We start from the raw sequence: 25,554 nt of genomic DNA, 5'->3' as shown, positions 1-25,554 counted from the left end.
AGGGGCCGTATGGCCATCGAGTTCGACATCGACCGGGACGTCTCCGACATCGCGCGGCGGACCGCCGACTTCGTCCGGGACACCGTTCTGCCTGCGGAGGAGGACTGCCACGGGGACGTACACGCGGGCCCCGAACCCCTGCGGCGCGGCCTACAGAAGGCGGCCCGCGCAGCGGGGGTGTTCGCTCCCCATGTCCCGCAGCGGTGGGGAGGGCTCGGTCTGGATCTGCGCGGTCAGGCGGTCGTCTTCGAGGCCGCCGGATACTCGCTGCTGGGCCCTCTGGCCCTCAACTGCGCGGCGCCCGACGAGGGCAACATGCATCTGCTCGAAGCGGTCGCCACCGAGGAACAGAAAGCTCATTTTCTCGCTCCCCTGGCGGCCGGTGAGACGCGGTCGTGCTTCGCGATGACCGAGCCCTCCCCCGGCGCCGGCTCCGACCCGCGGGCGCTGGCCACCACGGCGGTCCGCATCCCGGGCGGATGGCGGATCAACGGCCGCAAGTGGTTCATCAGCGGGGCGGACGGGGCGGCGTTCGCCATCTGTATGGCGCGCACCAGCGGTGAGCCCGGTGATCCGGGCGGGGCGACGATGTTTCTGGTCGGCGCCGACAACCCGGGCATGAAAATGGTCAGGAACATCGGCACGCTGGACCGGGGCCTGTTCGCCGGTCACAGCGAACTCGCCTTCGACGACTGCGAGGTGACCGACGACGCGGTGCTCGGCGAGGCCGACAAGGGATTCGAGTACGCACAGGTGCGTCTCGGGCCCGCCCGGCTGACGCACTGCATGCGGTGGCTCGGGGTGGCCCGCCGGGCGCAGGACATCGCCCTGGACCGGGCGGCCACGCGTACCGCCTTCGGCGGTCCACTGGCCGAACTCGGAATGGTGCAGCAGCAGTTGGCCGACTCGGAGATCGACATCGAGACGAGCCGGGCGGTGCTCTGGCGTGCCTGCTGGGAACTCGACCAGGGCAGGCCCGGCGCCCAGCACACCTCCATCGCGAAGACCTTCGTGTCCGAGGCCGTGGGCCGGGTCGTGGACCGCGCGGTCCAGATCTGCGGGGCGCTCGGCATCTCGGAGGACACGCCGCTGGCCGCCCTCTACCGGGAGGTCCGGCCGTTCCGCGTCTATGACGGGCCGTCGGAGACCCACCGCTGGGCCATCGCCAAGCGCGCGGTCCGGGCCGCACGGGAGCGAGGGGGTGTGCGGTGACGGCGACCGGCGACGCCACCGTGGCCGGGGTGGACCTGCCCGCACTGCAGCGCTTCTTGGAGCGCGAGGTCCCGCAGTGCGCCGGCCCTCTGGACGTCCGCCTGCTGCTCGGTGGGCGCTCCAATCTCACGTACCTCGTGACCGACGGCACACACCGCTGGGTGCTGCGCAGGCCACCGCTGGGCACGCTCACGCCCACCGCGCACGACATGGACCGCGAGTACCGCGTCATGGCCGCGCTCGCCGCCACGGAGGTCCCGGTGCCGCGGACCGTGCTCTCCTGCGCCGACGAGTCCGTGATCGGCGCGCCGTTCACCGTCGTCTCCTTCGTCGACGGCGAAGTGCTGAGGGACGTCGAACGGGCGGCCGGACTGTCCGCCGAAGATGCGCGGCGGTGCTCCGAGGCGCTGGTCGATCAACTGGCCACGCTGCACGCGGTCGATCCGTACGAGGTCGGGCTGGGCGGATTCGGGCGCCCTGCCGGATATGTGGAGCGGCAGGTGCGGCGATGGCGCGGCCAGTGGGACCGGGTCGCCACCCGTGAACTGCCCGAACTGGACGCGCTGCACCGAAAGTTGGAACGGGGACTGCCCGTGGTCCAGGACGACGGTGCCGCGACGGCGGTCCTGCACGGGGACTACCGGCTGGACAACGTCATCCTCAGCGCCGATGACCCGGGGCGGATCGCCGCGATCGTCGACTGGGAGATGGCGGCCCTGGGCGATCCGCTCGCCGACCTCGGCCTGCTCCTCGTCTACTGGGACCCGGCGTGCGAGCCGGTCCTCGGCGACGGGCATGTCCCGACGGCCAACCCGGGCTTTCTCTCCGCACCCGAGCTGGCGGAACGGTACGCGGCGCGATCCGGCCGCGATGTGTCCGCGCTGCCCTTCCACCACGCCCTCGGGTACTTCAAGCTGGCGGTCATCGCGGAGGGCATCCACGCACGCCATCTCGCCGGGCAGACCGTCGGCCCGGGCTTCGACCGGGTCGGCTCTGCGGTGCCCGCGCTGCTGCGCTCCGGTCTGTCGATCGATGTACCGCGCAACTGATGTGCCGCGTACCTGAGAAGGGGTGTGAGCAGTGGTGAGGGAAGACCGGCTCTCGGGAAAGGTGGCGCTGGTGACCGGTGCCACCGGAGGCATCGGCGAAGCGATCGCGCGACGGCTGGCCGCCGAGGGCGCGACCGTCGTGGTCACCGATCTCGACGAGGACCAGTGCGAGAAGCTCGCAGGGGAACTGCCGGGCGGCGCCCTGGGGTTGCGCCTGGACGTCACCGACGAGACGGCCTGGGAAACGGTCGTCGCCCGGGTGACCGACCGTCTGGGAAGCCTGTCGGTGCTGGTCAACAACGCGGGGATCGCCGCGATGGGCACGGTGGAGACCGAGACCCGGGAGACCTGGGACCGAGTGATCGGGGTGACGCAGACCGGGGTGTGGCTCGGCATGAAGCACGGCGGTCCGGCCATCGAGCGCTCCGGCGGCGGCTCCATCGTCAACATCGCCTCGATCTTCGGTACCGTCGGCGGCTTCGGCGCCCAGTTCTCGTACCACGCGGCCAAGGGCGCCGTACGGCTGATGACCAAGAACGCCGCACTGCACTGGGGCGGGCGCGGTGTGCGGGTCAACTCGCTGCATCCCGGTTTCATCGAGACGCCCCTGTCGCGGGAACTGTGGCAGGGCACGCCACGGCTGACCGCGATGATCGAGGGCACCCCGCTCGGGCGGCTGGGCACGACCGAGGAGGTGGCGGGCGCCGTGGCGTTCCTCGCCTCGGACGACGCGGGCTTCATGACCGGCTCGGAGCTCTACGTCGACGGAGGCTGGACCGCCCGCTGAACCGCTGAAACCACGCCGACGTCGGCGCCGGGACCGATACGCGGTCGCCGGCGTCGACGTCAGCATGGGTGTCAAGGGTGAGGCGCCAGGACGGTCGGCGTCACACGTCCTCGCGGACGGTGAGCAGGGCACCGATTCCGATCAGGCAGACCAGCATGACGAAGAACGCCGGGGAGAGCAGGTTCCCGGTCCGCTGGACCAGGAAGGTCGCGATGTACGGAGCCGTACCGCCCGCGAGGACGGTGCCGATGTTGTACCCGATCGCCATCCCGGTGTAGCGGACCCGGCGTTCGAACAGATGCGGCCACAGACTGGCCGCGGGAACCTGCACGAACGCGCTGCTCAGCATGAAAAGCGTGTAAGCCAGGCCGGCCAGGACCAGGTTGTTCCGGCCCATGAGCATCATCGCGGGGTAGGCGGTCACCAGGAATCCCAGCAGCCCGAACAGCAGGATGCGACGGGAGCCGAACCGGGCGGCGAGCCAGCCGGCCGGCACCATGAGCAGCACGGTGACGAGGACGACGCCCGCACTCAGCCAGAGCACCTGCGTGGAGTCGTATCCCAGGTTGTTCGAGAGATGGATGCCGATGTACGTCAGGCCGAGGAAGATGGCGCCGCCCTGCGCCATGGACAGGCCGATGGACTGCAGCAGCGCCGCGCGGTGGGTGGACAAGACCTCCCGGATCGGAGCCGCGGGGATGTCGGCGCGCCGTGCGGCCTCCTCGAACTCCGGAGTGTCCTCGATCCTCAGCCGGGCCCACAGGCAGAACAACGTGAGCGGCACGGCCATCAGGAAGGGCAGCCGCCAGCCCCAGTCGGCCATCTGGTCCTTGGTGGCGAGCGCGGAGATCACCCCGGCCGTGGCAGCAGCGAACATGAACCCGAGGTTGGACCCGATGGGCGTGACGGCACCGAGGAAGGCCCTGCGCCGGGGCGGCGCCGACTCGTAGATGTAGGTGTAGGCACCGACCGACTCCCCACCCGTGGAGATGCCCTGCACCAGCCGGGTGAGGAGGAGCAGCACAGCTGCGGCCACACCGATCTGACTGTAGGTCGGCAGCAGTCCCGTGATGCTGCTGGCCACTCCCATGCACACCACCGAGGACACCAGCGCCTTGCGACGGCCCCATCGGTCGCCCAGCCACCCGAAGAACACGCCGCCGACCGGCCGTACCACGAGGCCGGTGGCGAACACCGCGAGCGCCGCCAGGAGCGAGGCCGCCGGATCGTCGCTCGGGAAGAACTGCGGAGCGATCACTACGGCGAGATAGCCATAGACGCTGAAGTCGTAGTACTCGATCAGGGTGCCCAGGCTCCCGGCGAGCATCGCGCGGCGCACCGTGCGCGGATCGTACGCCTCTGACTCCGCCCCTGATTTGGCGGGCTGCTGAGTGGCACTCATCCTCCGACTCTCCTTCCCACGGCACGGTCCCTTACCCTGCCGACGCCCGGACGGTACAGAACTGAACTCAGTACAGCTACCCCTGGTACACGGGTTTTCTTTGAGAAATGGGGACAGAAAGCCGAAGTGGAGACCATGCACGTGGGCAGGGATTGCGAGAATTGCCTCCTGAACAGGCCGTTACCTCGGGCGGCATCACCGAGGTGCCGGGACATGGTCACCACATCTGCACGGTACGACTACCGAGCATTTGAATTGGATTCAGTTTGCCGCGATGGCGCCACGGCGACGCGCGCAGTGCCACCACCGCCGCCGCTGTGAATCAACTCCTGCGCCGGGCGAGGAGCAGCGCCACATCGTCATCCGGCTCTCGGCTCAGCGCGCCGAGCAGCATGTCGCAGGTTTCTTCCAGGGGGAGGTGCGTGCCGTCCAGCAGGCGTAGCAGGGTCTGCAGTCCTGCGTCGATGGGCGTTGCGTGGCTTTCCACCAGGCCGTCCGTGAACAGTGCGAGCAGTGTGCCTTCGGCGAGTTCCCACTCGTCGGCGCTGAACGGCACTCCACCCACCCCGAGTGGCACGCCTCCGGCGATGTCGAGGAATGCGGCTTTCCCGTCCGGGTCCACCAATACTGGCGGCAGGTGACCCGCGCGGGAGACTTCGCATCGGCCGTGCCACGGGTCGCAGACGACATAGAGGCAGGTGGCCAGCGTGTCGGAGTCGCCGAGGGAGGCGGCGATGTCGTCGAGGTGGTGCAGCAACTCGGCCGGAGGGAGGTCGAGTCGGGCGAGGGCGCGGGTGGCCGTGCGGAGCTGTCCCATGATTGCTGCGGCGTGCACGCCCTTGCCCATCACGTCGCCGACGACCAGGCCGACCTTGCCGTCTTTGAGGGGCAGCACGTCGAACCAGTCCCCGCCCACTTCGCTGACCGCAGGCAGATAGCGGGAGGCGACCTCGATGCCGCCGTGGGGCACCGGCTCCTGGGAGAGCAGGCTGCGCTGAAGGGTCAGCGCGGTGGCCCGTTCGCGCCCGTACATCCGGGCGTTGTCGATACAGATGGCGGCGCGTACGGCCAGCTCGGTGGCGAGTGTGAGGTCCTGGTCGTCGAACGGCCGGGGGTTCACTGTGCGGCACAGGCTGAGCGTGCCCAGTACCTCGCCGCGGGCCATCAGCGGAGTGGCCAGACAGGAGTGGACGCCGGCCTGCCGCAGGGCCTCGGCGGCGGAGTCGTCCCTGGCGATACGCCGTAGCGCCGTGTTGTTCACGTGTTGCAGCAGGATCGGCCGCGCCTCTCGTACGCACTGGGTGATCACCCGTGACGAGCTGTACGACGCCGGCTCGCCGACTGGACCCGCGGCCTCGATCGCATCGGTGGGATGGCCGGCCTTGAAGGCGAGCGTCCGGAAGTCGAGGGAGTGGTCCGCCCGCACTGCGGCCGCGCCGCCAGGGTGGACCACCGAGTCGAGTACGTCGACGGTCGCGAGGTCGGCAAGCTCCGGAACAGCCACGTCCGCGAGTTCGGATGCCGTCCGGCGAAGGTCCAGCGTGGTGCCGATGCGGACGCTGGCGTCGGCTATGACCGCCAGGCGCTCCCGCGCTTTGGCAACCTCGGCCGCCGCCCGCTGTCGCTCGGAGACATCGAGTATCGCCATCGCCAGGCCCAGCACATGCCCGTTCGGGTCCTCGATCCGGCGATAGGACTCGGAGTAGGCGTGGTCGTCACTGTCCGCGACCGTGCGGCCGATCGTCTGCTGATCCAGCAGTGGCTCACCGGTCTCAAGGACCTGCCGCATCCGCGACTCGATGGCCTGAACGTCGAGTGCCGGCAGCACCTCGCCGACGCGGCGGCCCAGCACGGCCTCCTCGGGGACGCCGTTGATGCGTTCCAGTGACGGATTGACACGCACCCACCTCAGATCGGTGTCGAACACCGCTATACCCACCGGCGACTGGTCGACCAGAATGTGGGACAGGGCCAGGTTCCGCTCCACGTTCCGTACGGTCTCGGCGTCGGTGCCCAGGCCCAGGGCATGAATGTCACCGCGTGCGTCGCGCAGCTGCATGGTGCGGAACTCCACCCACCGCGACGAGCCGTCCTTGTGCCGCATCGGAAAGACTCCCGCCCAGCGCGCCCCGGTGCGCACGCGCTCGAACAGCTCGCGCGCCCGGGACCGGTTCTCCGGGGCCACCAGCAGCGCGCCCGCGTCCCGGCCCAGTGCTTCTGCGGCGGAGAAGCCGAGCAACGACTCGGCCTCGGGACTCCACAGCGCGATCCGGCCGTCGCTCCCCAGGACGAGGGCTGCCACTCGCAGCAGATCGAGCAGCCCACCAGGCGCAGCACTGACGCCGTCCTGCCAGCCGTTCCCGGTCCGGGTCTCTCGCTCAGGCATACCGGACGCTCCTTCCGGCGGCAGCGCGATCCCTGGGCCCGTTCCGCCGGGCTCCCTGTCAGTCATACCTCTACCCCCGGGACACCGCACGCTAGGGCTCGGCGGCGACATGGCGCGCGTGCTCGCCCGTCTCCGCTGCGACTGTCCACATCACGGCCCTGACAACGTGATCACGGCTGATAGTTCGGGCTATTGCTGTGCCACTAGGGCGTTCGCCACCTTCTCGGCTCATGCCGCATCGCCACCCCGAGCCGAACTCCGGCCGGCTCGCGAGAGGCGCCGCCAACCAGGCTGCGGATGCCTTGGCGGCGGAGCTTTGGTCAGCCGCTTTCCCGGTAGATCATGAACCAGTGGGTGTCGAAATAGCGGGCCATCGTGAACGGGTGGTGCGGGTCGACGAGGATGCGGCAGACGAACTCCGCGGCCTGGCAGTCGAAGGAGACGTCCTCACCGTCGAAGGACCGGACCACGACGGGCCAACGGTCGGGGTCGTCGCCGTCGGCCCTCCAGCAGTACAGGTCCTCGTGCTCCGTGCCCGCCCAGATGAGCAGACCGTCCTTCCTGAGATTCGTCCACGGCTCCTGGTTCAGGCCCAGATATCCGTCAAAGGCGCCCTCGCCGAACGTCTCGACCATGCGCTTGTAGTCGCTCGGCAGTGCGGTGCCCAGGCGCGACTCCACCTCCGACCAGTCCACGTCCGGCCGCTGGGCAGGCTGTGTCCAGCCGGTGATCCGCCTGAGCCGCTCCATCCAGTCGACGTCCTCGTCCTCGTCCGGAGCGGCCGTCAAGGGTTCTGGCACTTCCCTGTGAGCGACCACCAACACCGGCCGCTCGGCCCCCTCGGCGTCCCGCGCCGTGCCCGTGCCGACCCACTGATCCCCGTACGCCCACGCCCGTATCTTCACGGCCCGGTCCTCGAAGGGGACGAGGAGAGCCGCGCCCCTGGACTCGTCGACCGTCGGATCGGTGAAGCCGTCGAGGACGAGGGTGCGCGGAGCGCCGTACCTGCTGTCGAGCAGGTCGGTCAGGTCGTGCGGGTCCAGGTCGCTGGGCAGGTACATGTAGCCGGCCCCCGGCCCGAGCTGGGCCAGCAGGTCGTTGACAGTCGCTTGCCTGAGTTCCATGTCGGACAGTGAAGCGCACCGCACCGACAATGGACGTGCTGGAGGCCGGCGGACGGACTTCATTCAACAGCGCCGCAAGGCTCACAGCTCCTCGCGGCACCGTTAGCAAGGAATCAGGCAACGTCCCCCTTTCAGGGGAGCGCCGTTCGCGCCCCGCGAGAGTAGCCGACGCGGTGATCCGTGCGCGTCGGCCGCAGGCGCCAACTCCCTTGTGTAAACGGGAGTTTGCGTGTCGTGAACAGAACGGAATGGGTTGTTCCATGAACCTGCCCTTATCTGTAGGGTGCATCCAAACCTGCGGAGAGGTGTGGACCAATGGGACTGACGCGTCGTGCGCTCATCAAGCGTGGAGCCGGACTCGCGGCGGGGGCAGGGGCGTTGGGCGGTCACGGGAGTCCGGCGTGGGCCTCCCCTGCCGCGGACGGTGGGGCGGGCGCGCGTGCTGTGAGCGTGGCCGTCACGGAGGCGACCAACGCCTCCGTCGCGTTTGCTCCGGACGGCCGGACCGTCGTCCTGGATCTGCTGAACCTGTTGTGGACGCTGCCCGCCGAGGGCGGTGACGCCGTGCCGCTCACCGGTGTCGAGGAGGAGGCGAGCGAGCCGGACTTCTCGCCGGACGGCCGCCGGATCGTCTACCAGGCTTACACCGACGGCGTGTTCCACCTGTGGCTGATGAACGCCGACGGCACCGGGCGGAAGCAGCTCACCTCCGGTGACGCCGACCACCGCGAGCCGCGCTTCTCGCCCGACGGCACCCGGATCGCCTGCGCCGCCGAGAGCGACGGCCGGTACGCGGTCCACGTCATCGATGTCGACAGCGGCGAGGCCGCCGCCTGGACCACCGGCACCGCCCAGGAGGGCCAGCCCTGCTGGACGCCGGACGGCACGGCGATCGCCTTCACCACGGGAACAGGTGACGCCCCGCAGAGCATCGAACAGGTCAGCACCGACGGCACCCGCACCACCCTCGCCAAGGTCACCGGCGGCCGCCTCGCCGGACCCTCCTTCTCGCCCGACGGCAGCCGCCTCGCCTACGTCCACCTCACCACCACCGGCACCGCGCTCGTCGTCGATGGCGAGACCGTGTCCGACGACGGCGAGGACGTGTTCCCCTTCGCCGCCCGCTGGGCCGGCCCGGACGAACTCCTCTACACCGCCGACGGCCGCCTTCGCCGCCGTACGATCCAAGGCACGGTCGAGGACGTCCCGTTCAGCGCCCGCGTCACCGTGCCCAGGGTCACCGAACGGCCCGCCGCCGCCCGGGACTTCGACGGCACCGGCGGCCGCCAGGTCAAGGGCATCGTCGGTCCCGCGCTCTCCCCGGACGGCCGCAGTGTCGCCTTCGGCGCCCTCGGCGACCTGTGGGTCGTGCGCCGCGGCCTGGCCCCCGAGGCGGTCGTCGCCGACGGCCATCGCAACACCGACCCGGCCTGGACGCCGAACGGCCGCGGCCTCGTATACGTCAGCGACCGCGACGACGGCATCGCGCTGTGGCGGTACGACCTCGCCACCGGCGCCCGGCGCCGCCTCACCGACACGGGCCTGTCCGCCGCCGCGCCCGCCGTCAGCCCGGACGGCACCACCGTCGCCTTCGTCTCCGAGGGCGCCACCCTCTGCACCCTGGAACTCGCCACCGGCGCCGTCCGCAAGGTCGTCGGCCCGCTCAACTCCCCTGGCCGCCCCACCTTCACCGCCGACGGCACACGCCTGGCCGCCGCAGTCCTCGTCCCCGTCACCCCGCGCTACCGCGAGGGCCACAACCGGATCCTCACCGTCGACCTCGCCTCCGGCGAGGCCCATTACAGCGAGCCCCTCCCCGGCGGCTCCCTCGCCAACCGCATCGACGCGGGCCCCGTCCACTCCCCCGACGGCACCAGGACGGTGTACATCGCGAACGGCACTCTGCACATCAGCGACCTCGACGCCGAGGGCCGCACCACCGGCACCGCCCGCCGGGTCGGCGCGGAGACCGCCGACGCACCCAGCTGGAGCGGCGACTCCGCCTCCCTGCTCTACCTCTCCGAAGGCCGCCTGCGCCTCACCACGCCCGCCGGCAAGACCTCCGCCGTCCCGCTCCGGCTCACCTGGCGCCCGGCGCTGCCCACCGGTCGTACGGTCGTCCGGGCCGGCGCCCTCTGGGACGGCACCGGCCCCGGCCTGCGGCGCGACGTCGACATCATCCTCGAGGGCCACCGCATCACCGCCGTCGCCCCGCGCGGCAGCCGTCCCGTCCGGCCCGGCGACGAGGTCGTCGACGCCCGCGGCCTGACGGTGCTGCCCGGTTTCGTCGCCGTCCACGAGCACGGCCCTTGGGAGCGCAACGAACTCATGCGCCTGTGGCTCTCCTTCGGCGTCACGGCCCTGCGCTCACCCGGCACCGCACACTACGCGGCTGTCGAGGCCAAGGAGGCCCTCACTGCCGGCCGCCGCACCGGCCCCCGCTTCTTCACCGCCGGCGACATGGTCGACGGCTCCCGCATCTACTACTCCTCAGCCCGCCCGGTCACCGACGCCGGGCAGCTGCGCCGCGAGATCAGCAAGGCCCGCGCTCTCGGCCACGACATGGTCAAGACGTACGTCCGGCTGCCCTACGCCCTCCAGCGCACAGCCGTCCGGGCCGCCCACCGGATCGGCCTGCGCACGACGTCCCACTACCTGTTCGGCCCGCTCGGTCTGGGCGCCGACGGCGTCGAGCACATCGGCGGCACCAGTCGCTACGGCCGCCGCCAGAAGGAGACCCACCTCGGCCACAGCTACCAGGACGTCACCGCCCCACTGGCCGCGAGCGGCATGGCGTTCACGCCCACTTTCGGGCTGTCCGGTCTCGGCCTGTCCGCCGTCCGGGCCGCCCTCTACCGCCACGCGGAGTGGGCCCTTGACGACCCGCGACTGACCTCCCTGCTCACCGCCGCCGAGTACGCGGAGCTGCGCGAGGGCATCGAGGCGGCGCTGGCCGACGAGCCGACCGCCGAACTCGCCTTCGTCGCCCGGCACGGCGAGACCGTCCGCCGCCTGGTCGAACAGGGCGCCCACGTCGCCGTCGGCACCGACAGCCCGCTTGTCCCGCCCGGCGTCTACTACCACCTCAACCTGCAGACCATGGTCCGCCACGGCGTCAGCCCCTACGAGGCGCTGCGCTCCGCCACCGTCCAAGGCGCCCGCACCCTGGGCCTGTCCGACCAGCTCGGCACCGTCGAGCCGGGCAAGCTCGCCGACCTCGTCCTGGTCGAGGGCGACCCGACGACGGACATCGCGGCCGCGGCCGCCGTACGGCAGGTCGTCGTCGGCGGCATCCCGCACGCCGTCGCGGACCTGACGGCCACGACGAAGCAGAGTCGGACGGCCGTCCACAACGCCGCCCTGCCCGACCTGCCCCAACAGCCGGCCCGCGAGCGTTTCTGGTGGCACCGGGAGGAACACATCCCCCACTCCTGCTGCTGATTGCCGGCCTCGCCGACGAGCCCCTCCGCGGCAGGCAGGCCGTCGCGATGACGTCGGGGCAGTTGCTGTGACCGGTCGCTCCACGCATGGCGGGCGGTCTCATGGGCATCGACTACTCGTCGCAGCGAGCGGCAGCCAAACGGGCCCGCGCCTCCATCAGGGCGAAGCCGAGCAGGTTCTGGCCAGGCCACCTGGAGGGATCGGTGGCACGGTCATCGGACGCGCCGAGCCCGATGCCCCACACCCGGTCGCGCGGGCTGGCCTCGACCAGCACCCGGTTACCCGTGCCGAGCAGGTACGCGCGCAGAGCGGGGTCCTGTCCGAACTTGGCGACGTTACCCGCAACGACCAGCTCGAACCGGGCGGCGACCCAGCGCGCCTCGTCGAAGGCGCGGACCAGCCGCCCGAGGTTCTTGGCCTCGGCGGGAGAGCGCGCCGCGAGGATCGCCGAGAGCGACGCGTCGTCACCGAACAGACGGGCCTTGCCCGCCATCATCCAATGCTCGGCGCTTGCATACGTCACGCCATCCACGGTGAACGAGGAAGGCCACCACTGGCTGAGCGCTCCCGGACCGATCGAACCATCCCGCTGTGGCTGATGCCCCCAGAACATCAGCCACTTCGGCCGCGCTCCGGCAGCGACGAACGCCGCGAGCTCTTCTCTGGTGCGGGCCTGGACCAGGCTCTTCGTGTCGATCGTCTCCATGACAGGGATCTTCCCAGCCACCACCGACAACAGACGAAGGGATTCCCGCCACGCAACCGGCGCGGCGCAAGCCCGCGTGTCGCACGGGCCTTGGCGGACTCGTGGTGCAGTGGATGTACGCCTCAGCCTGCCCCATGGGGCCCGCAAGGGAGCACACTCGCCCACAGGCGGCGGAAGTCGATTAGCGGCACCTGTCGGCGTAGCTGCACGACCCTGGGCGCCAAAGTCGGTAAGAGCCTGGAGACACGAGATGGCCGCCTGACCGAAGGCGGTCGCTGCCTGGTTCAGGACGAGGGCCCGGCGAGACGCCGTAGTCGGGGGCTGGAGTTGACCTGCAACCGATGCCGACCGAGCGCCGACGGCACATGACGCCCTCGCAGGCTCCCGCCGCCTGAGCCTCGGCGCCGATCACTTCCTCGCGTGACCCCAGAACACGGCCGCACTCACTCACCCCGCCGCTGCCGCACGTCGGCAGCTGCAAAGGCATCGATTCACCCTATTGACACGTGGCCGAAACGCGCACAGCATGATGGCGTTCGCGATTCAGTAGTGAATAGCTATTCAATCTGATCCGGCGGCCAGTCTCCAGCCCCACCCCGCACTCACGCCTCTCTGTTCCGCTCGCCGAGCCCCTCCGGCCGACACCGCGAGACCCGTCGGACCCCAAGATCCAGCGATCAAGGACGATCCAGATGCTCACCACAGACCCAGCCGGGACCGTGCAGTTCCGGGAACGGCGTCGGCGTATCGCCGATGAAGATCTGGCCGGCCAGCTCCAGGAGTTGGGGCAGCTGTCCACCGACGTGCGCCGCAGTGTCGTGCGGATGATCGACGGCGCCCAGCTCGGTCACATCGGCGGCGATCTGTCGGTGACGGACATCCTCGCCACCCTGTTCGGCGGGGTGCTGGCCGTGGATCCCGAGAGCCCACGCGATCCCGATCGTGACCGCTTCATCCTCAGCAAGGGGCACTGTGCGGCCGCCTTGTACGCGACGCTCGCCCACAGCGGCTTCTTCCCACTGTCCGAGTTGTCCACGTTCATGGCACCGCTCTCCCCGCTCAACGGCCACCCGAACCGCAGGAAGGTGCCGGGCGTCGAGACGAACACCGGGCCCCTCGGGCACGGCTTCCCCGTCGCGGTCGGCTGTGCCCTGGCGGCCAAGCTGTCGGGCCGCTCGTACCGCACTTTCGTCGTCCTGGGCGATGGCGAACTGCAGGAGGGGAGCAACTGGGAGGCGGCGATGACCGCCGCACACCACGACCTCGCCTCCCTCACGGCGATCGTCGACCGCAACCGTCTCCAGCAGGGCGCTCGCACCGAGGACACCAAACGGCTGGAGCCACTCGCCGACAAGTGGACCAGCTTCGGCTGGGAGGTCCGGGACGTCGACGGACACGACCACGAACAGCTGCTGTCCGCACTGCGCCCGAGTACGACCGGCAGGCCGGTCGCCGTCGTGGCCCGCACCGTCAAGGGCAAGGGCGTGTCGTTCATCGAGGACCGCGTCGAGTGGCACCACAAAGTGCCGGATTCCGCACAGGTTCAGGCCGCCCTGGAGGAGCTCAGCCGATGACTGCCGACGTCGTGCCCGAAGCCGCGCAGACCTACGACTGCCGCCAGGCGTTCGCGGACGAACTGATCGCGCTGGCCGCCGAGGACGAGCGGATCGTCGCCGTCTGCAACGACTCCGTGGGGTCGAGCAACCTCGTCCGGTTCAAAGAGCTGCATCCCGACCGCCTCATCAATGTCGGCATCGCCGAGCAGGACCTCGTCGGCGTCGGCGCCGGGCTGGCGATCGGCGGGTTCGTCCCGTTCGTCAGCGCGGCGGGCCCCTTCCTGACCGGCCGTGCCACCGAGCAGATCAAGACCGACGCCGCCTACAACGGACTTCCGGTGGTGCTCTGCGGCCAGAGCCCCGGTCTGGCCTACGGGGAGCTGGGTCCGACCCACCATTCCATAGAGGACCTGTCCTGGATGCGCGCGATCGCCGACCTGGCCATCGCCGTGCCCGCGGACCCGGCGCAGACCCGCGCCGCCGTCCGCTGGGCCGCCGCGCACGATGGCCCCACCTATCTGCGCATCCCGCGGTTCAAGGTCCCGTCGGTCACGCCGCAGGACGCGCCGTTCGAACCCGGCCGCAGCATCCAGCTCACCAACGGCGACGACATCACCGTCATGACCGTCGGCACCATGGTCTCCCGTGCCCTGGCCGCCGCCGAGACACTGCGGGCCGAGGGCATCGGCCTCCGAGTGCTGAACATGACCTTCGTCGAGCCGCTGGACGTGGAAGCCGTCCTGCGGGCCGCTCGCGAAACCCGGGGCATCGTCACCGCCGAGGAGGCGACCACCACGGGCGGCCTCGGCGCAGCAGTGGCCAGCGTCGTCGCGCAGAACCATCCCGTGCCCATGCGGATCCTCGGCGTGCAGCGCGAGTTCGCGCCGACCGGGAGCGCCGCCTTCCTGCTGGAGCACTTCGGGCTGACGGCCGACGGCATCGTCTCCGCCGTGCGGGATCTGCTGGCCGGAGGCCATGAAGGCGGTGCACATGACCATGCTTGAGCCCGCCCGCGTCGCCGCCCACGCCAAGTCGACCGGCTCCAGAACGGTCCGTAGGTCGATCTCGCCCATGGACTCGCCGCCCGCCCCTCGGCCCTGTGCCGCTGGAGAAAAATCATGGCTCTGACACCTTTCCGTCGGTTCGAGGGCAAGAGCGTCGTCGTCACCGGTGCTGCACAGGGCATCGGACGCGGGATAGCCGCGCGGTTCGCCGACGAAGGCGCGGACGTCCTGATGCTCGACCGGTCCGAGGCCGTCGAGGAGGCGGCCGAGAAGGTCGCCACCCAGCACCCCGGCGGCAGCGCACTCGGCGTCCGTACGGATGTCACCTCGGCGGACGACGTGGCCCGCGCCTTCGACCTCGCCGACCGCACCTGGGGCGGTGTGGACGTCCTGGTCAACAACGCCGGCGTCATCACCATCAGCCCGCTGGAGGACCTGAGCCTCGACGACTGGCAGAAGGTCCTCACCGTCAACACCACCGGGACTTTCCTCTGCGCCCAGGCAGCCGCCGCCAGCATGCGGCGACACGGACACGGAGGGCGCATCCTCAACGCCGCCTCGGGACAGGCCCGTCAGGGCTTCATCTACACGCCGCACTACGCGGCCAGCAAGTTCGGAGTGGTGGGGCTCACGCAGAGCCTGGCGAAGGAACTCGCCAAGGACCGGATCACCGTGAACGCCTATTGCCCCGGCATCGTCGGCAGCGACATGTGGGACTACAACGACCGCGCATGGGGCCGACTGCTCGGCGACTACGAGCCGGGCGAGCTCATGGCCGAGTGGGTCGCGAACATCCCGCTGGGACGGGCCGGCACCGACGACGACGTGGCCAACCTCGTTCTCTTCCTCGCCTCCGAGGAGGCCGCGTACATCACGGGCCAGACGATCAACGTCGACGGGGGGATGTTCATGAACTAGCACGTCACGCGCGTGACGACAGCGCAAGTGACCGAAGGCGGTCCATGCCACCACTCCCTACCTGGATGCACTTCTTCACTATCCGGAGACCTTCATGAGTACGACCAGCAACGCGGCGAAGCCCGTGGACGCACCGCCGGCCGAACGACGGCTGAAGGCGCCGTCCTGGGCGACCGGACTGCTCACTGGATCCCGCGGTCCGGCACTGGGCCTGATCGCCATGTGCGTCGTCTTCTACATAGCGACGCCGTATTTCCTGACCCAGAACAACCTGCTGAACATCGTCGACCAGGCGGTGATCCTGGGTCTTCTCGCCCTGGGCATGACCGCCGTCATCATCACGGGCGGCATCGACCTCTCGGTCGGCGCCGTGCTGGCGCTGGCGACCATGGTGCTCGGATGGCTCTCCCACGACATGGGCTGGCCTCTGTGGCTGAGCGCTCTTGTCGCGATCGGCGTCGCGGGAGCATGCGGCCTGGCCAACGGGCTGGGCATCACCTTCACCAAACTCCCGCCCTTCATCGCCACTTTGGCGATGATGTCGATCGCCCGTGGCCTGGCCAACGTCATCACCGACGGTCAGCAGATCGTCGGGTACCCGGAGTGGTTCGGCAACCTCTCCACCATCCGGTACCTCGGCATCTTCACCGTCGTCACCTTCGTGCTCGTCGTGCTGTACGCAGCTGGGTGGGCCTACATGCGCTACCGGACCGGCGGGCGTGAGCTCTACGCCATCGGCGGTAGCTCGGAGGTCGCCAGGCTCGCCGGCATCAGCGTGCGGAAGCGGACGGTGCTCGTCTACACCGTGACCGGCGTGCTCGTCGGCCTGGCCGGTGTCTTCCTCTCGATGCGTCTCGACTCCTCGCAGCCGAGCGCCGGAACGGGCTACGAACTCGACGCGATCGCTGCCGTGGTGATCGGCGGCGCCAGCCTCAGTGGCGGCGTCGGCTCCGTCACCGGAACCCTGTTCGGCGTCCTGATCATCGGCGTCCTGCACAACGGGCTCAACCTGCTCGGAGTCTCCCCGTTCGTCCAGCAGATCGTCATCGGCGTGGTGATCGCTCTGGCCGTCATGGTCGATGTGCTTCGCCGACGCGAGACTCGCTGACCACTTCAGCCCTCACCGGCTCTCAGCTCGATTCGGTCGCAGGTCCCCCACCGCTGAACTACCGCCGCACGGTCGTCTCGTCCCCCACCCGCTCCACCCCGATCTCAAGAGATCGGCTCCTCCCTGCTCACCACTGAACCGCCTCTCTCCCCGAGTCGCCGGGTCCGCTTCCCGAAGGAGCACCATCGTCATGAAGTCCCAGTACCGCTGGATAGCCACCGGCATCGTCGTCACCTTCGCCCTCAGCACCACCGCCTGCAACAGAGACAGCGCCGGCACGACCACCGCTGACGGCAAGCAGGTGACGATCGGCCTGGCCGTCGCCAACCTCCAGGCCGACTTCTTCAACCAGATCAAGCAGTCCGTGGAAGCCGAAGCCAAGAAGAAGGGCGTCAAGGTCGTCGTGGCGGACGCCCGCGGTGACGCCGCGACCCAGGTCAACCAGATCCAGGACTTCATCAGCCAGCAGGTCAGCGCGATCATCTACATCCCGGCCGGCGCCACGGCCGCCGGCGTGCCGGTGAAGGCAGCGGAACGCGCGAAGATCCCCGTCATCACGGTGGACCGCAACCCCGAGGACGCACCGGGCAAGTCGTTCATCGCCACCGACAGCGTCGCGGCCGCCAAGACGCTCGGCGAATGGGCGATCAAGGAGAAGAGCGGCAAGGGCCAACTGGCCATCCTTCAGGGCCAGATCGGCACCACCCCGCAGGTCGACCGGCAGAAGGGCTTCGGCCAGGCCCTCGCCGAGACGCCCGGCATCAAGGTGGTCTCGCAGCAGACCGCCGACTGGGCGCAGGACAAGGCGTACTCCGTGGCCCAGGACATGCTCCAGGCCCACCCGAGCATCGACATCTTCTGGGGCCAGGCCGACGCGATGGCCCTCGGTGCCGCGCAGGCCGTCAAGAGCGCCGACGGCAAAAAGCGTCTGATCGTCGGCTTCGACGGCGACGTCGCGGGTCTGAAGGCCGTCCGCAACGGCACCATCGACGCCACCATGGTGCAGCAGACCCAGAAGATGGGGCGGATGTCGGTGAACACCGCGCTGGACGTCATCAACGGCAAGGACGTCCCGGCGACGCAGTTGCAGCCCGCCTACCTCCTGACCAAGAACGACACGGCGAAGGCCGACCAGTACATCAAGACCCACCCCTGAGCCCGGGAAGCAACGTCATCATGACGAACGTCAGCCAAGTCCCGAGGGACCAGACACACGAGGGCCTGATCGTCCGAGGCGTGTCCAAGCGCTTCGGCGCGACACAGGCCCTGGACCGGGTCGACCTCGACGTACGCCCCGGCGAGGTAGTGGCGCTGCTCGGCGAGAACGGCGCCGGAAAGTCCACCATCGGCAACATCATCGCCGGCACGTTCCCCTCCGAGACCGGCCACATGACCTGGCAGGGACGGCCCTACGAGCCGAAGTCGCCAGGGGACGCGATCACCCACGGCATCGGGCTCATCCATCAGGAGACGCGCCTGCTGCCGGACCTGTCGATCGCCGAGAACGTCTTCCTCGGCCGGCTCCTCACCCGCGGCGGACGCATCGACCGTACGGAGATGAACCGCCGCGCCGAGGAACAGCTGCACCGTCTCGGGCTGGACATCTCCCCCACCCGGTTGGTCGGCACGCTCCGTGTAGCCGCGCAACAACAGGTCGAGATCGCCAAAGCCCTCACCCTCAACGCCAAGCTGCTGATCCTCGACGAGCCGACAGCCGCCCTGGGAGGCGACGAAACCGATCACCTCTTCGAGCGGATCGACGCGCTGCGGAAGGAAGGCGTGTCCTTCATCTACGTCAGCCACCGCCTGGAGGAGATCGCCCGCATCTGCGACCGCATCGTGGTGATGCGGGACGGGCAGAAGGTCGCCACCCATGCGACCGCTCAGGTGCCTGTCTCACAGCTGGTCGAGGAGATGGTGGGGCGCAGCGTCGAACGGATCTTCCCCGATACGGGAGAACCGGCGGAGCGAGAGGTTCTGCGCGTCGAGGGTCTGTCCAACCCCTCCTTCCGGGACGTCTCCTTCAGCGTGCACGCGGGCGAGGTGTTCGGCATCGCCGGGATCGTCGGCGCCGGACGCACCGAACTCGTGAGGGCGATAGCAGGAGTCGACCCGGTGACCGAGGGAAAGGTGTCCGTCGACGGCCGGGTACTGCGGCTGCGCGGGCCCCGGGATGCCATCGAGGCGGGAATGGCGCTGGTACCCGAGGACCGCAAGGGCCAGGGTGCCGTGCTCGACCTCTCGATCGGCGACAACGTGGTCCTGCCCAACCTCGACCGGGTCGCCCGGCAAGGCTGGCTGACCCCACGACGCGTCACCGAAGTCGCCACCGACGCCATCAAGCTGATGACCGTCAAGGGACGGGCCGCGCAGCCGGTGCGGACCCTGTCCGGCGGCAACCAGCAGAAGGTCGTCATCGCCAAGTGGCTGGAGGGCAAGCCCAAGGTCATCATCCTCGACGAGCCCACCCGCGGCATCGACGTCGGCGCCCGGGCCGCCATCTACGAGGTGATCTCCGACTTGGCCCGGTCGGGCATGGCGGTCGTGGTGGTCAGTTCCGACCTCGACGAGGTCCTGGGGCTGTCCCACCGCGTGCTGGTCCTCAGCCGAGGTCGGCAGCAGGGCATCCTGTCGGCGGCGGAGGCGACGAACTCTGCCGTCATGCACCTCGCCACGGCCTGACGACTGTGCCGCGACGTGCCGTACCAACCCCGCTGGAACGCTGGTTGGAGGCGATGGGGAGCGGGGTGCGCCGCGACTGAGCGCCGCACTCCGCTCCCCTGCCACGGGTGTTTCCGGCCCGCCTAGTGTTCCGTCCCATGGATCACGAACAAGAGCAATCTGTACGCCACTTCGACCACTGCCCCTGGCTTTTCGCCAAGGAGGCGACCGCAGAAGAGCGGGCCGCCCAGCGGGAGCGGCAGCAGGCGCTCGCCGGGGACAGCGAGGTCGGTGAGCGGTGCTACGTGGCTGAGTCCGCCGCGGTGTTCCCGGACCGCCTGCGACTGGGAGACAACTCCTACATCGCCGCTCACGCCTATGTCACAGGGGAGTTGGCCACCGGCTCGGACTGTTCACTGAACCCGTTCACCACAGTGCGGGGCAGCGTCACCCTGGGCGACGGCGTGCGCATCGGCGCGCACACCTCGCTGCTCGGCTTCAACCACTCCATGGCGCCGGACCGGCCGGTCTTCCAACAGCCGCTCACCAGCAGGGGGATCGCCGTCGGGGACGATGTGTGGATCGGCTCGCACGTGGTCGTCGTGGACGGGGTGACCATCGGCGACCACTGCGTGATCGGAGCCGGCGCGGTGGTCATCAGAGATCTCCCGGCCTGGACGGTGGCCGCCGGCAACCCGGCACGGCCGCTGCGCGATCGACGGGAGTACAAAGCCGTCACCGTGGCCCGCCCGGGGCACGGCGGAGACGACCTGATCCGGTTCGCCGACACCGCCCGCGCCCAAGCCTCCGATCTCCTCGCCCGGTGCTGGAACGGCGACCGGTACGTCGACCGCCCCGGTGCGGCGCCCACCGTGCGCGCGCACTGCGATGCCGTGGAGATCGCCGACCTGCTGCTGGGAACCGTCCCGGACCAACTGACCGCCGACGAGCATGTCGAGCGGCTGGCTGCCATGCAGGACCCCCGCACCGGGCTGGTACCGGAGTTCGGCGAACCACTGCCTGCCATCGACGCCGACGGCTTCATCGGCGAAGGGCCCGGCCTCTACCACGTCCTGTCCGTCGGCTACGCCCTCGACTTGCTGGGCGGATCCTTTCCCCATCCGGTGCACGGCGTACGGCAGATGACACCGGGACAGCTCGTCGCGCGGCTGGAACACCTGCCGTGGCAGGAGGGTGCATGGGGTGCCGGTGCCTGGATCGACTCATGGGCCACGGCCGTGCACTGGAACCTCCGCCAAGCGGACGACGGAGTCACGCCGGGGACCGTAGAAGCTCTGTTCGGCTGGCTGCTGACCCACGCCGACCCGTGGACCGGCATGTGGGGCACACCCTCACCGTCTGCCGGTCGGCTTCAGGTGGTCAACGGCTACTACCGGCTCACGCGCGGCTCGTTCGCCCAGTTCGGGCTGCCGGTGCCACACCCGGAGAGGGTCGTGGACGCGGTCCTGGACCACGCCCGTGACGCTCGCTACTTCGGCTCCGGGCAGGAGAACGCCTGCAACGTGCTGGATGTGGTGCACCCGTTGTGGCTGTGCACCCGGCAACTCGGAGCCGGCACCGACGGCGACGGCTACCGGTCTGCCGAGATACGCGCCTGGGCCGAACGCCAACTGGCCGCGGCCCTTCTGCGCTGGCAGGACGGCCGGGGCTTCGGCTTCGGCTTCGGCCCGGGCGCCACCGGCCCCGGCCCGGAACCGGGACTACAGGGCACCGAAATGTGGCTGGCCATCGTCTGGCTCCTCGCCGACCTGCTGAGCTGCTCCGACGCCCTCGGTTACCGCCCCCGCGGCGTCCACCGCCCGGAGCCGGCGGACCGGCGTGATCCCGCGGCTTGAGCTCCGCCTGGAAACACGCCTGCGTATCCGGAGTCGGTATGGCGACCGCGTGGCCGCGCCACAGAATTGCCGGGGGAGAGATCTACGGCAGCCTCGCTGTCACGCCGCAACTCCGCAGTGGCGCACGGCATCGAGAAGGTAGCTCCATGAGGCGATGAACTTCTCCACGCCTTCCCTCTCGAGCTGGGTGACGACCTCGGCGTAAGAGATGCCGAGCGCGGTGAATTCGTCAAGGTGAGCCTGCGAGGCGTCGTAGGTGTCGCGGACGGTGTCACCGTGCGGCCGGCTGTGTTCCGCCTCGGCGTTGAGCGTGGCCTCGGGCATGGTGTTGACCACGCCGTGGGTCACCAACTCGTCGACGTAGAGAGTGTCGGGGAGGGCCGGGTCCTTGACGCCGGTCGAGGCCCACAGCGGGCGCTGCCGGTTGGCCCGGCGGACTTCAGCGCCGTCCAGCGCTGCGAGCCGAGGGGCCTCGTCGGTGCCGATCGCGTCCAGCCACCTGTCGTACTCGGTGTCGACACGGGAGACGAAGAACGACGCCACGGAGTGGATACAGCACACCTCCAGGCCCACGGGCGGTGTCCTGCACATCGGCATCTCGCACTCAACGGCCCGGAACTCACGTGCAGCGGCACGCCCGGTGGCTTGATCCCAGCGCTTCCAGCCACGCGTCGGGGCACTGAATCGCCGTTTTCACCGGTGTTCCGGCTCCCTCTGGGGGTTGTTGGGGGCTCGGCCCCCTTGACTCATTCGGATTCGCGGGCTTCACTTCGGGTGAATCGTAACGCAGCTCTGAATGGATATTCACCCATGGTTCTCGCACCAGTCCCCAGCGCCACGGCGCAGCTCGCCGACACCAGGCGCGAGCTGCGCGCGGCGCCCCCGGCAGAGCGCACCGCGCGCCTGAGGGAGCTGGCCTACTCGATCCGCCGCAGCGATCTGGAGATGATCAGCCGGGCCGGTCAGGGGCACATCGGCGGTGACTACTCCGCCGCCGACATCGTCACCGTGCTGTACTTCGCGGTCCTCGATGTCCGGCCCGAGGAACCGGAGTGGGCCGAGCGCGACCGGTTCGTCCTCAGCAAGGGCCACGCCGCGGGCATCCTGTACTCGACCCTGGCGCACGCCGGCTTCTTCCCCGAGATCGAGCTGACGACGTTCATGGAGCCGCTGTCGCCGCTCAACGGCCACCCCAACCGCCGCAAGGTGCCCGGGGTGGAGACCAACACCGGTCCGCTCGGACACGGCTTCCCGGTCGCCGTGGGGATGGCGGTCGCCGCCAAGCTGGACGGCTCCAACCGGCGCACCTTCGTACTCACGGGTGATGGTGAGTTGCAGGAAGGAAGCAACTGGGAGGCGGCGATGAGCGCGTCGCAGCAGCGCCTCGGCCGGCTGACCGTGATCGTCGACCGCAACCGCTTCCAGCAGGGCGCCGCCACCGAGGAGACGTCGGGTCTGGACCCGCTGGACGCCAAGTGGGCCTCCTTCGGCTTCGACGTCCGCGCCGTCGACGGCCACGACTACGAGGCCCTCTACCAGGCCCTGAGCGAGGATCGCTCCCTCGACGACCGCCCCCTGTGCCTGATCGCCGACACGGTCAAGGGCAAGGGCGTGTCCTTCATCGAAGACCGCGTCGAGTGGCATCACAAGGTGCCGACCGCTGAACAGACCGCCGCCGCCTTCGAGGAGCTGACCGCCCGATGAGCACCACCACTGCCGCAGCCGCGAGCACCGCCACCGCCACCGCCACCGCCGTAGCCGCCGAGTTGCACGACTGCCGCAAGGCGTTCGCCGAGACGCTGATCGAGCTCGCGGAGGCCGACCCGCGCACGGTGGCCGTCTGCAACGACTCCGTCGGCTCCTCCAACCTCAAGGAGTTCCAGCAGCGCTTCCCGGACCGCCTGGTCAACGTCGGCATCGCCGAGCAGCTGATGGTCGGCGCGGGCGCCGGCCTCGCGAACGGCGGCCGTATCCCGTTCGTGTGTGCCGCGGCTCCCTTCCTCACCGGCCGCGCCCTGGAGCAGATCAAGGCGGACGTCGCGTACTCGCGCACCAACGTCAAGCTGTGCGCCATGAGCCCCGGCTTTGCCTACGGCCAGCTCGGCCCGACCCACCACGGAGTCGAGGACTTCGCCTGGATGCGCACCCTGCCCGAGATGGTCGTCCTGGCACCGGCCGATCCGGCCGAGACACGTGAGGCGCTGCGCTGGGCCCATCAGTACGAGGGACCCGTCTACCTGCGTATCGGCCGCACCAAGGTGCCGGACCTGGCCCCCCACGTACCCTTCGAGGCCGGCCGCGCCGCGTGTCTGCGCGACGGCGGCGACATTACGCTGATCGGTGTGGGCACGACGGTCTCTGCCGCGTTGGCCGCCTCCGCAAAGCTGGCCGCCGAGGGGATCGACGCGCGCGTCCTCAACTTCTCCACCGTCAAGCCGCTGGATGAGGAGGCGCTGCTCGCGGCGGCCGCCGAGACCGGCCGCATCATCACCGTCGAGGAGGCCAACGTCCACGGCGGGCTCGGCAGCGCCGTCGCGGAGTTCCTCGCCGCCCAGGGCCCCGTGCCGATGAAGCTCCTCGGCGTGCGCGACGAGTTCACCCCGACCGGCAGCCCGGCCTTCCTGTCCGAGTACTTCGGCATCGACGCCGAGGCCATCGTCCGCGCCGCGCGCGAGCTGACCGGCGCCGGGCAGGGAGCGGCGGCATGAGTGCCGTGGGCAGAGGCGCCGTCCTCGCCGTCGACCAGGGCACCAGCGGGACGAAGGGACTGCTCGTCACGGAGGACGGACGGGTCGTCGCCACCGCGCACCGGCCGCTGACCCAGCAGTACCCCGAGCCCGGGTGGGTCGAGCAGGACCCGGCCGTCCTGTGGCGTAGCGTCACCGGGGTGGCCGAGGAGCTGGCAGCCCAGGCCGCCACCGCGGGCACGCAAATCGTCGGTCTGGGGCTGAGTGTCCAGCGTGAGGCCGTACTGGTCTGGGACCCGGACACCGGCGCCGCGCTGTCGCCGCTCGTGAGCTGGCAGGACCGGCGCACCGCCGAGCGGTGCGCCAAGCTGGCCGCCTCGGCCGAGGGTGAGCTGATCAGCGACCGCACCGGTCTGCCGGTCGACCCTATGTTCTCCGCGACCAAGGCCGAGTGGCTGCTCAACCGGCTCGATCCTGACCGCGAGAGGTCGGCCGCCGGCCGGCTACGCGTCGGCACGGTCGACGCCTGGCTGCTGCACCGGCTCACCGGTGGCGCCACCGACGCCACGGAGACCGGCTGCGCCTCCCGCACCCAGCTCGTGCGCCTGGACAACGCCGACTGGGACCCCGACCTGCTCGACCTCTTCCGCGTTCCCCGCGCGGCACTGCCCCGCATCGCCGCCTCGGACGGTGCGGACGAGGAGCTGGGCCACACCCGGAACGTACCGGGCCTCGCGGACGGGCTGCCCGTCGCGGCGGTGCTCGGGGACTCGCACGCCGCGCTCTTCGCGCAGAGCCATGGCCGGCCGGGCGTGGTGAAGGCCACGTACGGCACCGGCGCCTCGCTCATGGTCCTCAACCCCGAGGGCCGCCGGCCCGCCGAGGGCATCGCCGCCACCCTGGCGTGGCGGCGCACCCGGGACGCGGGCGCCGCGCACGCCCTGGAGGCGAACATAGCCTCCGCCGGCACAGCGATCCGCTGGGCCGCCCAGCTGCTCGGGACCGATTCGGCCGGCATCGCCGCCCTGGCGGTCGACGGGCGGGAGGACACCGAGGTGTTCCTGGTCCCGGCGTTCTCCGGACTGGGCGCCCCGTACTGGGACCGCGGCGCCCGTGCGCTGCTGGTCGGCATGGACTTCGACACCGGCCCCGCCGAAGTGGCACGTGCCGCGGTCGAGTCGATGGCCTTCCAGGTGGCCGACACGCTCATGCGTTTCGACACCGTCCTCGATGGCTCGGTCGCGGAGCTGCGCGCGGACGGCGGTCCGACGGGCAACGACCGCCTCATGACGCTCCAGGCCGAGCTGATCGGCCGGCCGGTGCTTCGGGCCGGCCGCCCGGAGGTGTCCGCCCTGGGCGTCGCGTATCTCGCCGGCACCGCGCTCGGCATCTGGGACGACGCCGACCTGCCCGCGCTCACCCCGCAGGGCACCCGCTTCGCCTCGCACGAGGACGACGCCTGGCGGAACCGCCGCATGGCCGGATGGCACGACGCGGTCGCCTGCGCCCGTGGGAAGAGGACCTGACACCGGCCGGGACCGGTAGGCCCACCCACGAGTCGCGATCTCACCCGCCGCCCGGGCATGCCGAGGTCAAACAGGCCAGGCACCGGCGCCTGTTCTCCCTCACCCGCTCCACCACTGTCGAAAGAGCCGCA

General features: G+C 70.1%; 18 protein-coding genes and 1 pseudogene. 14 read left to right on the top strand and 5 right to left on the bottom strand.

Going from position 1 to position 25,554, the window contains the following annotated elements; translation table 11 throughout:
- The first annotated feature begins 9 nt into the window (after positions 1–9).
- The 3 genes from ACGFNK_RS17445 to ACGFNK_RS17435 are packed head-to-tail and all read left to right on the top strand — an operon-like array spanning position 10 to position 3,048.
- The gene (locus ACGFNK_RS17445) at positions 10–1,212 is read left to right on the top strand and encodes an acyl-CoA dehydrogenase family protein (RefSeq protein ID WP_393416688.1); all 1,203 of its coding nucleotides are present in this window, start codon (positions 10–12) and stop codon (positions 1,210–1,212) included.
- A complete protein-coding gene (locus ACGFNK_RS17440; RefSeq protein ID WP_393416686.1) occupies positions 1,209–2,261 on the top strand; it encodes a phosphotransferase family protein in 1,053 nt (350 codons plus the stop codon). Before ACGFNK_RS17445 ends, ACGFNK_RS17440 begins: the two co-directional genes overlap by 4 nt.
- Positions 2,262–2,295: 34 nt before the next feature.
- Positions 2,296–3,048: an SDR family NAD(P)-dependent oxidoreductase gene (locus tag ACGFNK_RS17435; protein WP_393416992.1), complete on the top strand. Its 753-nt coding sequence runs from the start codon at positions 2,296–2,298 to the stop codon at positions 3,046–3,048.
- Positions 3,049–3,148: 100 nt separating this feature from the next.
- Here the strand turns inward: ACGFNK_RS17435 and ACGFNK_RS17430 are convergent, their stop codons facing one another.
- From ACGFNK_RS17430 to ACGFNK_RS17420, 3 genes are all read right to left on the bottom strand, one after another.
- A complete protein-coding gene (locus ACGFNK_RS17430) occupies positions 3,149–4,450 on the bottom strand; it encodes an MFS transporter (RefSeq protein WP_393416684.1) in 1,302 nt (433 codons plus the stop codon).
- A gap of 322 nt (positions 4,451–4,772) precedes the next feature.
- The gene (locus ACGFNK_RS17425; RefSeq protein WP_393416682.1) at positions 4,773–6,836 is read right to left on the bottom strand and encodes a SpoIIE family protein phosphatase; all 2,064 of its coding nucleotides are present in this window, start codon (positions 6,834–6,836) and stop codon (positions 4,773–4,775) included.
- 320 nt (positions 6,837–7,156) lie between these two features.
- On the bottom strand, positions 7,157–7,960 hold the full coding sequence (locus tag ACGFNK_RS17420) for a hypothetical protein (protein WP_393416680.1): 804 nt from the start codon (positions 7,958–7,960) through the stop codon (positions 7,157–7,159).
- Between the two features lie 315 nt (positions 7,961–8,275).
- Here ACGFNK_RS17420 and ACGFNK_RS17415 point away from each other — a divergent pair, with 315 nt between their 5' ends.
- Positions 8,276–11,401, top strand: coding sequence for an amidohydrolase family protein (locus ACGFNK_RS17415; protein ID WP_393416678.1), 3,126 nt, complete (start codon positions 8,276–8,278; stop codon positions 11,399–11,401).
- Positions 11,402–11,513: 112 nt separating this feature from the next.
- Here the strand turns inward: ACGFNK_RS17415 and ACGFNK_RS17410 are convergent, their stop codons facing one another.
- Positions 11,514–12,107: an NADAR family protein gene (locus ACGFNK_RS17410; RefSeq protein ID WP_393416676.1), complete on the bottom strand. Its 594-nt coding sequence runs from the start codon at positions 12,105–12,107 to the stop codon at positions 11,514–11,516.
- 692 nt (positions 12,108–12,799) lie between these two features.
- Between ACGFNK_RS17410 and ACGFNK_RS17405 the strand changes: the two genes are divergently transcribed.
- The 7 genes from ACGFNK_RS17405 to ACGFNK_RS17375 all read left to right on the top strand — a co-directional run bounded on the left by ACGFNK_RS17405 (position 12,800) and on the right by ACGFNK_RS17375 (position 21,210).
- Complete coding sequence (locus ACGFNK_RS17405) at positions 12,800–13,681, top strand: transketolase (protein WP_393416674.1); 882 nt, start codon at positions 12,800–12,802, stop codon at positions 13,679–13,681.
- Positions 13,678–14,667: a transketolase family protein gene (locus ACGFNK_RS17400; RefSeq protein ID WP_393416672.1), complete on the top strand. Its 990-nt coding sequence runs from the start codon at positions 13,678–13,680 to the stop codon at positions 14,665–14,667. Before ACGFNK_RS17405 ends, ACGFNK_RS17400 begins: the two co-directional genes overlap by 4 nt.
- Before the next feature lie 114 nt (positions 14,668–14,781).
- A complete protein-coding gene (locus ACGFNK_RS17395) occupies positions 14,782–15,585 on the top strand; it encodes a glucose 1-dehydrogenase (protein WP_393416670.1) in 804 nt (267 codons plus the stop codon).
- 94 nt (positions 15,586–15,679) lie between these two features.
- The gene (locus ACGFNK_RS17390; protein WP_393416668.1) at positions 15,680–16,693 is read left to right on the top strand and encodes an ABC transporter permease; all 1,014 of its coding nucleotides are present in this window, start codon (positions 15,680–15,682) and stop codon (positions 16,691–16,693) included.
- Between the two features lie 190 nt (positions 16,694–16,883).
- Entirely contained in the window at positions 16,884–17,849 is a 966-nt protein-coding gene (locus tag ACGFNK_RS17385; protein ID WP_393416666.1) for a sugar ABC transporter substrate-binding protein, read from the top strand.
- 20 nt (positions 17,850–17,869) lie between these two features.
- Positions 17,870–19,375, top strand: a complete 1,506-nt coding sequence (locus ACGFNK_RS17380; RefSeq protein ID WP_393416664.1) for a sugar ABC transporter ATP-binding protein — start codon at positions 17,870–17,872, stop codon at positions 19,373–19,375.
- Positions 19,376–19,512: 137 nt separating this feature from the next.
- A complete protein-coding gene (locus tag ACGFNK_RS17375) occupies positions 19,513–21,210 on the top strand; it encodes an acyltransferase (RefSeq protein ID WP_393416662.1) in 1,698 nt (565 codons plus the stop codon).
- 99 nt (positions 21,211–21,309) lie between these two features.
- Here the strand turns inward: ACGFNK_RS17375 and ACGFNK_RS17370 are convergent.
- Positions 21,310–21,780, bottom strand: a pseudogene (locus ACGFNK_RS17370) (transaldolase family protein); the annotation flags it as partial.
- A 240-nt stretch (positions 21,781–22,020) separates the two neighbouring features.
- On the opposite strand from ACGFNK_RS17370, the gene ACGFNK_RS17365 reads away from it, so the two are divergent.
- From ACGFNK_RS17365 to ACGFNK_RS17355, 3 genes are read left to right on the top strand one after another with little or no spacing between them, the layout of a single operon-like run.
- Positions 22,021–22,914, top strand: coding sequence for a transketolase (locus ACGFNK_RS17365; protein WP_393416660.1), 894 nt, complete (start codon positions 22,021–22,023; stop codon positions 22,912–22,914).
- The gene (locus ACGFNK_RS17360; RefSeq protein ID WP_393416658.1) at positions 22,911–23,918 is read left to right on the top strand and encodes a transketolase family protein; all 1,008 of its coding nucleotides are present in this window, start codon (positions 22,911–22,913) and stop codon (positions 23,916–23,918) included. The genes ACGFNK_RS17365 and ACGFNK_RS17360 overlap by 4 nt, the downstream gene beginning before the upstream one ends.
- Positions 23,915–25,423 (top strand): glycerol kinase, encoded by a 1,509-nt coding sequence (locus ACGFNK_RS17355; protein ID WP_393416656.1) that lies wholly within the window; start codon positions 23,915–23,917, stop codon positions 25,421–25,423. Before ACGFNK_RS17360 ends, ACGFNK_RS17355 begins: the two co-directional genes overlap by 4 nt.
- The last annotated feature ends 131 nt before the right edge of the window (positions 25,424–25,554 follow it).

This window comes from Streptomyces sp. NPDC048825 (assembly GCF_043198355.1).
Lineage (GTDB): Bacteria > Actinomycetota > Actinomycetes > Streptomycetales > Streptomycetaceae > Streptomyces > Streptomyces xiangluensis.
This window is presented reverse-complemented; position numbering and strand designations above follow the sequence as displayed.